Origin of the sequence: Acinetobacter pollinis (assembly GCF_015627175.1) — a bacterium.
Taxonomy (GTDB): Bacteria; Pseudomonadota; Gammaproteobacteria; order Pseudomonadales; family Moraxellaceae; genus Acinetobacter; species Acinetobacter pollinis.
Genome location: NZ_VTDQ01000005.1, coordinates 99263 through 111084, shown reverse-complemented (window position 1 = coordinate 111084; position 11822 = coordinate 99263). Strand labels below are relative to the sequence as shown.

Below are 11822 nucleotides of genomic sequence, written 5' to 3'. Positions count from 1 at the left end.
TGTATATACATCGTTTATGCAGCTCAGTACGTAGGATGTATCAACAAAAATCATTAAGTACTCAGATGTCATGGTCAATTTCCATCTTCAGTATATTGCTGTTGGTTGTCATTGGGTTTGCAGCTTATCGTATTGCTCTTGAAGAGTCTCAAGAAGTCATTAATAGCCAAATGGAGCATATGGCTTACTTTTTAGAGCAAAATAATCCGACGTTAAGGACATCGACATTTAATCCAAAACGTCATTATGGAGAAGTTGATTTTTTCATTGATATCGTTGCCAAAGACCATCTGCAACAATCTGGATTGACTGGCGGTTATCTCATGCCATACAGTGATAAAAGCTACGTGAAAAGACAGAAAACATCACGTGGAACACTCATTATCTATGTCAAACCGATTGGTGATAAACAAATTCAAATTAGTCAACTGAATCATGTACGTGTCAACCTTGCAAAAGAGTTGGCCATTAATATGCTATTGCCTTATTTATTTTTTGTACCTTTTGGTATTTTGGGTTTATATAAATTAATCCAGAGACATTTACGTCCTTTATTTACACTTAAAGAGATTTTTTCAGTAAGACATCCCTCTGATTTATCACCCATTCATGTTCAGCAACTGCCTGCTGAGATCTCACCTGCAATTAATGAGTTAAATTATTTATTTAAGCGAATAGAGGAAGCACAAATTCAGCAAAAATCATTTGTTGCCAATGCTGCACATGAGTTAAGAACGCCATTAACGGCGATTAATTTACAAACAAATTTGTTATCTAAGCTCAAGCAAAATACAGCTCAATATGATGAAAATATGGTGGATTTAAGACTAAGCTTACAGCGAATGATTCGTTTGGTCGATCAGCTTATGAAATTGGCGCATCAAGATGACATGGCTGTAAATGAATTAGAGCAGATGAATGTAGTAGATGTATTACGAACTGCTTTAAATCAGCTATCAATGAGTGCAAAAGAAAAAAATATTCAAATGCAGTTTGTTGTCGATCATTATGAAGAAGTGTTTGTCTGGGCAACGCAGTCTATTTTAGAAACAATTTTTTTAAATTTAATTGATAATGCTATCAAGTATAATCGTACCAATGGTCAAATTTTAATAAAAGTTTATGCAGATCATTCGCATACAACTGTAGAGTTTCACGATGCAGGCCCTGGCATTGATGAGAGCAATCTAAAGAAAGTAAAGGAGCGATTTGTCCGCTTAGAAAGTACTCAGCATCAAGTTGTAGGTAGTGGTTTAGGATTATCTATTGTTGAGGCAGCATTGAAACTCATAGATGGTCAACTCTCCTTTACAGATTCATCGATTTTAAGTGGATTGAATGCAAAAGTAATGTTTAAAAATAAAAATGTATTGCCTAATGACACGGTCGTACATACAGGTAAATCTATTTAGATTTACCTGTTTTAAAATTGATTTATGCAAATTTAAATGCAACTAAACTAATAGCTAGAGCTGACATACCAATAACCAAACCATATACAGTTTCATGACCTTTGGCATATTTTTTTGCAGTCGGTAATAGTTCATCTAAAGCTAAGTACACCATCACACCTGCAATAATGCCGAATACGATACCATAGACCAAATCATTTAAATAAGGGGCTAAAAAGATATATCCGAGTAATGCACCGATGGGTTCTGCAAGGCCTGAAACAAAGCTTGCGGCCACTGCATAAAGTTTATTTTGTGTTGCAATATATACAGGGAGTGCAATTGCAATACCTTCAGGAATATTATGTATAGCAATTGCCAATGCCAATGGAGCACCTACAGTTGGGCTATCTAGTGTTGCAAAAAAAGTAGCTAATCCTTCAGGTAAGTTATGTGCTGTAATTGCAAACATAGTTAATAAGCCTGTTCGCATAATTTGTTTTGTATTTAATGCCTGAGAGGATTTTTCTTCTAATCCATCATGAGGATTGGGAATCACTCTATCTAAAATTAATACCAAGACGAGGCCGCCCAAAAAGGCAAACGTTGCGAAACTATAGCCTATATTTTCAGGATAGACATTTGAGAATGACTCAATTGATTTATTTAAGATTTCCGTTAAAGAAATATAAACCATTGCACCTGCTGCAAATGCTAAGCCAAAAGAAAGTAATCGAGGACTAGGCTGTTTAAAAAAACAGACCAGTACTCCTCCAATGACGGTTGCTAAGCTTGCAATAATTGTGACTAAAAAAGCCACTAAGATCTGACTATCCAATGTAAATTTACCCTCATCTGAATAATTATTGTAAGTGACTTAGATGGATCTAGCCCAAAATAAATCACTTTGAATGGTTATCACTAAGGTAATCGGAATTAGAAAAATATAAAAGTTTAAAACAAGAGAATAGGGAAGTTTTATTAGAGGAAATAACTTTTATGATGATTGGATATTGTGTTTATAAGATAGACCAAATAAGAAAATAAAAAAGGAGAAAGAATTTTTCTTACTTTCTCCTTGAAAATTGTACTTATCCGAAGCGACCAGTGATGTAGTCTTCTGTTTGTTGTTTTTGTGGGTTAGTAAATATATTGTTTGAATGATCTAGCTCAATTAATTCACCCATAAACATAAAACCAGTATAGTCCGATATACGGGCTGCTTGTTGCATGTTATGCGTTACAATAAGAACAGAGTATTGTTGTTTAAGCTCTTCAATGAGTTGCTCAATTTTTGCTGTTGAAATTGGATCTAATGCAGATGTGGGTTCATCTAATAAGAGAACCTCTGGTTTAAGTGCAACAGCACGTGCAATACATAATCGTTGTTGCTGACCGCCTGATAAACCTAAAGCACTTTTATGCAGTTTGTCTTTTACTTCATCCCAAAGTGCTCCGTCACGTAACGCTTTTTCTACACGATCATTCATGTCTGATTTAGAAAGCTTTTCATAATGACGGATTGCATAGGCAATGTTTTCATAAATTGTCATTGGGAAAGGGACAGGTTTTTGAAAGACCATTCCAATTTTTGCGCGAAGCTGATTAATTGAAATTTGGTCTTTAAGAATATTTTTCCCTTCGAAAATAATTTCACCTTCTGCACGTAGTTTGGGATAAATATCATAAATACGATTAAAGATACGCAATAGGGTGGATTTCCCACAGCCTGATGGACCAATAAGCGCCGTCACACGATGCTCAGGAATAACCATATTAATATTTTTAAGTGCTTGAGTGTCGCCATAGTAAAAGCTTAGATTACGAACATCTAACTTTGCTTTTTCTGGTTTAGGTGCTGTTTTATTCATAAAATCGAGTGTGATATCTGAATGATGAGGCGTAGAGGTAGATTGATGAGGGTTGCCTAGAATGGCTTCTTTAATATCCATCTTATTTCTCCTTTTTCACTAAGAGTGAACGTGAAATGATGCCTAAAATAAGAACAAAGAGCATCATAACCAATGCACCTGCCCAAGCCAGTGCGTGCCAGTCATCATAAGGGCTCATTGCATATTGGAAAATAACAACAGGTACATTTGCCATTGGTTGCATAATGTCTGTCGACCAATATTGATTGTTAAGTGCAGTAAATAAAAGCGGTGCTGTTTCACCTAAAATTCGTGCCAGTGCGAGCAATACCCCTGTGATAATGCCTGACATAGCTGCTCTATATAGCACTTGATTTACGATTTTCCAGCGAGGGATACCGAGTGCTTGTGCGGCTTCTCTCATGGTATTTGGTACAAGCTGTAGCATTTCATCTGTGGTACGTACGACAACAGGTAAAACCAAGAATGCGAGAGAAACTGAGCCTGCAAGGGCAGAGAAGTGTCCCATGCGTCTTACCATAATCTCATACACAAAGAGTCCAATTACTATAGAAGGTGCAGAGAGCAAAATATCGTTAATGAATCGAATACAAAAACCAAGTTTTGTATCTCGTGCATATTCAGATAAGTATGTTCCAGCAGCAATACCAACGGGTGTTCCCACAAAAATGGCAATAGCACTCATAATAATGCTACCGACAATTGCATTAAGCAGACCACCCGATTCACCTGGTGGTGGTGTCATGGCGGTGATTAAATTTAAATTAAGTGCAGGTAAGCCATTGATGAGAGTGGTCCATAGAATCCACACAAGCCAAAAGAGTCCGATAATTGCAGTGATGAGTGAGAAAACTTTTGCAAGAATATTTTTAATTTGTCGAGTTTTCCAAAGCATATTTGACATAATTATGCTCCCTCACGACGAGCCAAACGGCCTAACATGAATCTTGCTAAAGCAAGTACAATGAATGTAACAACAAATAGGATAAATCCTAATGCCAGTAATGAAGATAAGTAGAGACTTGAATCTGCCTCAGTAAATTCATTGGCAATGGTTGCAGAGATTGAGTTTCCAGGCTGGAGTAAAGAAATACTGAGTTGATGTGCATTTCCAAGGACAAAGGTAACGGCCATGGTTTCACCAAGTGCACGACCTAAGCCCAAGAAAATACCACCAAGTACAGAAGATCGAGTATAAGGTAAAACGATATCCCAAATGACTTCCCATGTGGTGTTCCCAACTGCATAGGCAGATTCAATGAGTGGTGTTGGCACAGTAGAAAAAACCTCTCGCATAATAGAAGATACAAAAGGAATAATCATAATACTCAGTACAATACCTGCAGTAAGCATACCTAGACCAATAGGTGGGCCTTGGAAAAGTTGACCAATCAAAGGTAAAGCGCCCATATGTTCATCTACCCATGGATAAACGTGGTCTGCCATGAACGGTACAAATACAAATAGACCCCACATACCGTAAATAATGGATGGGATTCCAGCTAATAATTCGATTGCAGTTGATATGGGTGTTTTTAACCAATTCGGTGCAAGATTAGTGATAAAAATTGCAATACCAAAGCTGACCGGAACAGCAATAATCATTGCGATACACGATGTGACCAATGTACCGTAAATAGGGACAAGAGCGCCAAATTGCTTACTTACAGGATCCCATGCGCTGTTCCATACAAATGAGGTGCCAAATGTTTGAAATGCTTCTTTACCTCCCCAAATCATTGAGAAAGAAGCAGCAAGCATAATCAGAAGAACAAAAAGAGCACAGCTTTTGACGGTATAGTGAAAAAGTTTATCGTTGCGTTGATCTTTTAGATCTGTATTACTATTTTGTTTCATCATCGAAGAGCTTCATTTTTAAAAGAAATAAATCCAACAAATCAATTTGCTGGATTTAGGGAGATAACTTGCATGAATTACTTGATGTTCTTCGACCAATAGCCCTCGATTTCCTTCACTAAGTTGTTTGGTAAAGGAATATAATCAAGTGCTTTTGCATCTGCTTGTCCATTCTCTAAAGACCATTTGAAAAAGTTCAATGCTTCACGGCTTTCATTCACAGATTTTGGTACTTTATGCATAATTACAAATGTTGTTGCTGTAATTGGCCAAGAGTTTTCACCTGGTGCATTGGTAATAATATTGTAGAAATCTGGGTTTTGATTCCAGTTTGTACCTGCTGCTGCTGCTTGGAACGTATTGGTGCTTGGTTGAACAAATTTACCTGCTTTATTTTGTAAAGCGGTATAACTCATTTTGTTTTGTAAGGCATATGCAAGTTCTACATAGCCAATAGAGCCTTTAATTTGTTTAACGTATGCAGCGACACCTTCATTCCCTTTGCCGCCTACACCTGTTGGCCAAGAAATAGATGTACCTTCACCAGCTTTTGTTTTCCATGTTGGACTTACTTTTGAAAGGTAGTTAGCCCAGTTAAATGTTGTACCTGAACCATCAGAGCGATGAACAACAGAAACACGTTGGTTCGGCAGTTTTAATTTTGGATTAAGTTTTTGAATGGCAGGATCATCCCATTTGGTAATTTTTCCTAAGAAAATATCTGCCAATACAGGACCTGTAAGTTGTAAAGCACCAGGTGCAACACCTTCAATATTTACGACAGGTACAACACCGCCAACAATTACAGGGAACTGTTTTAGACCAGCAGTGTTTAATTCTTGAGGAGTCAGAGGCATATCTGAAGCACCAAATGTGACTGTACCCGCTTTAATTTGTGCGATCCCACCACCTGAACCAATAGACTGGTAATTTACTTTATTGCCTGTTTTTGTATTGTAGGCCGCAGACCATTTTGAAAGTACTGGATAAACAAAAGTTGATCCTGCACCTGTGATTTCAGCAGCATGCGCAACAGAAATTGAAAGTGCTAAAGGTGCCACTAGAGCCATTAATGATGACTTAAATAGTTTTGTTGTGCGATATGCCATGGATGAGATTCCCCAAGTTTTGATAACCTATATTTGCTAAAAATATAGATGCGTATTAGACGAAACTGACTATAAATTAAGAGACATTTATGACACTCATATGACGGAAATATTTTAGTTTTATTACTAAATAGTCTTTTAAAAACAATATCTTATATAATTATAAATCGTAAAAAAATATGAATAAATTAAGTTCTATTTAATATTGATTTGATTCATTTTTATAATGAGTTTATCTTGTTTATTTATAAGGTATAAATGAATAATAGTTTGGACTGAAAAAAATACTTACTTGTCTATTTATTCATAAAATATATTAATATAGTATTGTAGGTTACAGATAGTTATCATAATTATGAGTGAAAATTATACAAATATTCTGTGCATAAATTTATAGAAATATTTAACATTAACAAATTTAGATTTAATGAGGATTTCACTTTTATTAAAAAAAGATGAATTTGTCATGTTTTATATCATTCATATTTATTTTTTTGCAAAAAAGCATAAGCTAGATAGTGAATAGTATAGATTATGACTTAATTATATTTAGAAAATATAAATCAAGAATAACTATTATGTAATAATGTTATAACATAACGGTTTGTTTGAGTGTTGTTGTCGCATGAAGATTTTTTCTCTTGGGGTTGTTCCTTTATCTCTTTTATTTGTCAGTACAATTTCTAATGCACAAGAGCAAAATGCAGTTGAAACGCTCTCTACCATAAAAGTTTCATCAAAAGACACTACACTTCCTTATTTAGGGAAAAAGTCATCTGTAGCAACGAAGTTTGATGTAGACCCTATGAAGTCTTCTCAAAAGGTTGATGTAGTAAGTCAAAATGTTTTAAAGGATATTAATGCTCAACGCATTAGTGATACTTTATCTGTAGTCAGTGGTGTCTCTGCATTAAATCCAATGGGTGGATTATGGGACAATTATTCAATTCGTGGTTTTAATACAGATCAAACCATTGGTGCATCTAGTCTACGAAACGGTATTCTTTCAAATCTAGGGCTTAGTGCTGCAAAAGATATGGTAAATATTGAGCAGGTCGAATTTCTTAAAGGGCCTGCTGCTGCAATGTATGGTGCAGGAGATCCAGGTGGTACATTAAATATTATTACTAAAAAACCTAAGTTTGAACCAGAGCATCATCTTGAACTCAGAGGTGGCTCGTATGACCAGTATCGTGCGGCAATAGACAGTACAAATGCACTTACAGATACAATTGCATATCGTTTGGGAGTGTCTTATGAAAACAACCATAGCTTCCGTGATGATATAAAAAATAATCGATTATTTGTCGCACCACAGTTAACTTGGCAGCCTTCTGATCAAACACAAATTGATTATGATAGTGAATATTCTGTGACACGCAGTCTATTTGATCGTGGTGTACTTGCTAAAAACAAACAATTGGGTGTTATTCCAAATAGTCGCTTTTTAGGTGAAAAATCAGATGGTCTGATGAACATGAAAGACTATTTACAGCAGGTACGTATCAAGCAAGTTTGGAATGATCAATGGACCAGTCAAATGGCATTGAATTATAAAGAGAATGACTGGAAAGGATTCTCCTCAGAAGCATATCAATTGTTAAATAGTCAAGGAGATTTAAACCGAGAGCGCCGTTATCGTGATTATAAAACCACAAGCTATTTATTTAACCATGATCTATTAGGTAGATTTAATGTTTGGGGGATTCCAAACCAAGTAGTTATTGGAACGACAGCAAGTTATTTAGACATTGTAAATAACTTACAGAGATATCGTGTAAAAGGTACAAACTCATTAGATATTGTCAATATTTATAACCCTATTTATGGACATGCTTCACCAGCAGTTAAACCAGCGTTTAGCCCAGTAGAAAAACAAACCAATGTGGGGCTTTCAGTAAGTGATATGATGGAATTTACAGATCAATGGTCTGTAACGCTAGGGGGACGATTTGACCTTTACAAACAATCATATCGTGAGTCATCACAAAATATTTCAGGCTCTAGAAATTTTAATCATTTTAGTCCTAAGTTTGCGACAAATTATCTTATTAACGATCAGTTTTCTATTTTTGCAGGGGCGGGACAATCTTTTCACTTAAATTCAGGTTTAAATATTCAGAATCAGCCTTTAGATCCTGAAAAAGCATGGACGTATGAGGTCGGCTTTAAAACGAAATTATTAGAAGATCGCTTAACATCGAGTATGTCGGTGTTCCACGTGGAAAAAGAAAATGTAGCAAGAACTGATACGAATAACAGTACTTATATGATTACGACGGGAGAGGAGCGTAGTCGAGGTATTGAATTTGATTTAACAGCTCAACCGACTGATGCATTGAATCTTAAACTTGCATATACATACATTGATGCTTCAGTAATGAAAGGAGATGTATCTCAGGGTATTCGACAAGGTGCACGTTTATTGAATACACCTAAGCACACAGCAAATTTACTTGCGATGTATGATGTGTGGCAGTCTGGTTCACAGAAAGTTGGTTTAGGGGGCAATATTCAGTATGTTTCTGCCCGTTCTGGGAATGTCGCAGATGATGGTTTTGAGTTACCTGCATATACCCTAGTTAATCTAAATAGTTATTATCAAGTAAACGATAAATTGCGTTTCCAAATGACATTAAATAATGCATTCAATACGACTTATTATAGCTCTAGCTTAAAAGATCTTTGGGTGACGCCAGGTAACCCTCGTGAAGTATTTTTAACAATGAATTATCAGTTCTAAGTGATGGGTATGGGGGAGTACGTATTTAAAATACGTATTCCTCTTTATTTGCTGATAAATAAAATTTTTTAAAATCAGTAACTATTCGAAAAATAATAAAAAATACCAATTTTTCTAAATTATATATTCTAAAATATGCTATTATTTTCGTAATTATTTTGCTTAAGTGATGTTCTTGTTTAAGTCTGGTTTAGCCCTTTCATTAGGTGCAATCATCTTACAACTTGCCGTTTTTTTACAGCCTTTTTTGCCTCAGCAATATCAGGTTGCATTAGTGTGTGAGCAAATCACAACCGCTCTGGCTTCAAATAGCCCGAGTGAAGAACATCATCATATGCATGATATGAAATCGATGCAGATGTCTGAACATCCTCAAACAATGCACCATGATGCTGCTCATCAATGTCCATTTTGTACAGTATATAATCATATTATTCCATTTATAGATTTAGGTATTGATGAGGTCTTCGAACGTCTGAATATTCGGTTATTGGCCTTTGCTCAAGCGTTTCAGCATATCTATTTTGTATTACAGCGACTATTTTTAATCCCTCAAGGGCGAGCGCCACCATCTATTGCTTAAATTCTAGAAAACTTAACTTTAATAGGTGTTTTTAATACCTATAGCACTGTTTTATCTAAAATTTGAGATAGATATGTTGAATTCAAAATTTTTTATACAGCGATTGACTGTAGCGATCTCTTTTGCGCTTTATTCTAATTACACTTTGGCAGAAACAGCATCGGACACACCTTATCATTTAGTTCCCATCGTACTCACAGCACAACAAGGCAACGAATCTCATGGTTTGGTCGTCATAAAAGATCCTAAGCAGCCTGTGCAACCTATTCCTGCAATAGATGGTGCCTCTTATTTACAAAGCATTATGGGTTTTAATGCAGTTAAAAGTTCAGGTATGGCAAATAGTGATGTGACATTTAGAGGAATGTTTGGTTCGAGAATAAAAATGCTCATCAACGGTTCTGAAAATCTAGGAGCATGTGGTGGTCGTATGGATTCACCTACTTCGTATATTTCACCAGAAAGCTTTGACAAAATTATTGTCGTCAAAGGCCCTCAAACAGTTCGTTTTGCCAATCCCGGATCAGCAGCAACGGTTATGTTTGAACGTGGCCCTGTACATTTATCCGAAGGTAAAAATATGGAAGGTCAGGTAAGTACAGTGGTGGGTTCTTTTGGTCGATGGGATCATAATTTAGATCTAGCAATTGGAGACAGCACAAAATATTTAAGGGTAAATGCAAATAGGTCGATTTCAAATAATTATAAAGATGGTAATGGAAAATCAGTACATTCAAATTGGGAGAAGTGGAATACTGATTTAGCAGCAGGTTGGACACCTAATGATAATACGTGGATAGAAGCAACTGCAGGCCGTACCGATGGTGAAGTGGCATATGCAGGCCGTGGTATGGATGGGACGAAGTTCGGTAGAGAAAGTTTAGGTTTACGTGTTCAGAAAAAGAATATTAATCGTTTTATTCAAAAAATTGATACACAAGTGAACTACAACTTTAATGATCATGTCATGGATAACTATCGTATGCGTCCTATTACAGGAATGAAAATGCTATCGAATGTTGCACGTGAAACATTAAATAGTCGTTTGGAGTTGACCACTATTTGGACGGATCGTTTAAGCATAGTTACTGGCGTTGACAGTCAGCATAATACACATACAAGCCGTGGTGGGTTGAAGTACACAAGCTTACCGAGACAAAAAAATATGACTTTTGAGTCCTATGGTGCATTCTCCGAAGCAACATACGACATTACAGCTCACCAAAAGCTTGTATCTGGTATTAGATTTGATGCCGTACAAGTTCAAGACTTCCGTACTAGAACTAAAATATTTAATCAAACGCGAAACGCTGTTCTGCCAAGTGGTTTTTTACGTTTAGAGAGTGAGTATCCTGAACTCAATGCAAAGACTTATATTGGTATAGGTCATGTACAGCGCATGCCAGATTATTGGGAAATATTCTCTCCAATGATGTTAGATACAACTGGTTCAAAAGATGTTTTTAATGGTGTGAAAACAGAAAAGACAACACAGATTGATGTAGGGTATCAATATAAACATGGCGCCTTATCACACTGGGCTTCTGCCTATGTTGGACAGGTGAATGATTTTATTTTAATGCGTTATGCACCCAATCGGAGTGTTAACAATGTCGATGCACAAATTGCGGGTGGAGAATTGGGGTTAGGCTATGCGGTTACTGATCATCTGCAATTTGATGTAAGTGGTATGTATGCTTGGGGAGAAAACACAACCAATGATCGAGCATTACCACAAATAGCGCCGTTTGAAGCACGTATAAACCTTAATTATGTTACTGATAAGTACAGTCTAGGTGCCTTATGGCGATTGGTTGCTCCACAACATCGCTATAGTAAAAATGAAGGAAATGTTGTGGGTTATGATTTAGGTGAGAGTAGAGGTTTTGGTATTCTTTCCCTGAATGGTACGTATCAAATGACAACAGATCTCAATTTGGCATTAGGTATAGATAATGTACTTAACCGAAGCTACTCTGAGCATCTTAATAAATTAGGCGCCGCAAGTGCGGGCAATATTGGAACAGAGCAAATAAACAATATTGGTCGAAATTATTGGTTAAGATTGCAAATGAAGTTTTAGGTATTTATTTATCATGACTGTAAACGCTCACTCAATCTTTTAAAAGGTTTAGCGTTTGAAGACCGTTTCTGATGTTTGTTTGAAGAGACGGTCTTTTAATTTTTATGGAAAGTGCTGAAATGCTGTTTAAAAAAGATACATTTTATAGAAATTACTCAATAAGT

9 protein-coding genes are annotated in these 11822 nt (G+C 36.1%); 4 read left to right on the top strand and 5 right to left on the bottom strand.

What is annotated here, in order from left to right; all coding sequences use genetic code 11:
* Positions 1-35 precede the first annotated feature (35 nt).
* Positions 36-1412 carry a sensor histidine kinase gene (locus I2F23_RS03945; RefSeq protein ID WP_228285380.1) on the top strand — a complete coding sequence of 459 codons (1377 nt, stop codon included), beginning with the start codon at positions 36-38 and terminating at the stop codon, positions 1410-1412.
* A 22-nt stretch (positions 1413-1434) separates the two neighbouring features.
* Here the strand turns inward: I2F23_RS03945 and zupT are convergent, their stop codons facing one another.
* The 5 genes from zupT to pstS form a co-directional block, all read right to left on the bottom strand.
* The gene (zupT, locus tag I2F23_RS03940; protein WP_195771263.1) at positions 1435-2229 is read right to left on the bottom strand and encodes a zinc transporter ZupT; all 795 of its coding nucleotides are present in this window, start codon (positions 2227-2229) and stop codon (positions 1435-1437) included.
* A gap of 253 nt (positions 2230-2482) precedes the next feature.
* Positions 2483-3262 carry a phosphate ABC transporter ATP-binding protein PstB gene (pstB, locus tag I2F23_RS03935; protein ID WP_195771266.1) on the bottom strand — a complete coding sequence of 260 codons (780 nt, stop codon included), beginning with the start codon at positions 3260-3262 and terminating at the stop codon, positions 2483-2485.
* Positions 3263-3344: 82 nt separating this feature from the next.
* The gene (gene pstA, locus I2F23_RS03930) at positions 3345-4187 is read right to left on the bottom strand and encodes a phosphate ABC transporter permease PstA (RefSeq protein ID WP_195771262.1); all 843 of its coding nucleotides are present in this window, start codon (positions 4185-4187) and stop codon (positions 3345-3347) included.
* Positions 4188-4189: 2 nt separating this feature from the next.
* Positions 4190-5140, bottom strand: a complete 951-nt coding sequence (gene pstC, locus I2F23_RS03925; protein ID WP_195771265.1) for a phosphate ABC transporter permease subunit PstC — start codon at positions 5138-5140, stop codon at positions 4190-4192.
* Positions 5141-5217: 77 nt separating this feature from the next.
* Positions 5218-6249, bottom strand: coding sequence for a phosphate ABC transporter substrate-binding protein PstS (gene pstS / locus I2F23_RS03920; RefSeq protein WP_195771261.1), 1032 nt, complete (start codon positions 6247-6249; stop codon positions 5218-5220).
* 625 nt (positions 6250-6874) lie between these two features.
* Between pstS and I2F23_RS03915 the strand changes: the two genes are divergently transcribed.
* The 3 genes from I2F23_RS03915 to I2F23_RS03905 all read left to right on the top strand — a co-directional run bounded on the left by I2F23_RS03915 (position 6875) and on the right by I2F23_RS03905 (position 11658).
* A complete protein-coding gene (locus I2F23_RS03915) occupies positions 6875-8992 on the top strand; it encodes a TonB-dependent siderophore receptor (RefSeq protein WP_195771260.1) in 2118 nt (705 codons plus the stop codon).
* 166 nt (positions 8993-9158) lie between these two features.
* On the top strand, positions 9159-9575 hold the full coding sequence (locus I2F23_RS03910; RefSeq protein ID WP_407647992.1) for a DUF2946 family protein: 417 nt from the start codon (positions 9159-9161) through the stop codon (positions 9573-9575).
* Positions 9576-9648: 73 nt separating this feature from the next.
* Positions 9649-11658, top strand: a complete 2010-nt coding sequence (locus I2F23_RS03905) for a TonB-dependent copper receptor (protein ID WP_195771258.1) — start codon at positions 9649-9651, stop codon at positions 11656-11658.
* Positions 11659-11822 lie beyond the last annotated feature (164 nt).

What these genes read in the sequence shown, in the direction of transcription:
- I2F23_RS03945 (WP_228285380.1), top strand. Translation starts at nt 36, where the DNA reads ATGTATCAACAAAAATCATTAAGTACTCAGATGTCATGGTCAATTTCC.
- pstA (WP_195771262.1), bottom strand. Translation starts at nt 4,187, where the DNA reads ATGTCAAATATGCTTTGGAAAACTCGACAAATTAAAAATATTCTTGCA.
- pstB (WP_195771266.1), bottom strand. Translation starts at nt 3,262, where the DNA reads ATGAATAAAACAGCACCTAAACCAGAAAAAGCAAAGTTAGATGTTCGT.
- I2F23_RS03915 (WP_195771260.1), top strand. Translation starts at nt 6,875, where the DNA reads ATGAAGATTTTTTCTCTTGGGGTTGTTCCTTTATCTCTTTTATTTGTC.
- pstC (WP_195771265.1), bottom strand. Translation starts at nt 5,140, where the DNA reads ATGAAACAAAATAGTAATACAGATCTAAAAGATCAACGCAACGATAAA.
- I2F23_RS03905 (WP_195771258.1), top strand. Translation starts at nt 9,649, where the DNA reads ATGTTGAATTCAAAATTTTTTATACAGCGATTGACTGTAGCGATCTCT.
- pstS (WP_195771261.1), bottom strand. Translation starts at nt 6,249, where the DNA reads ATGGCATATCGCACAACAAAACTATTTAAGTCATCATTAATGGCTCTA.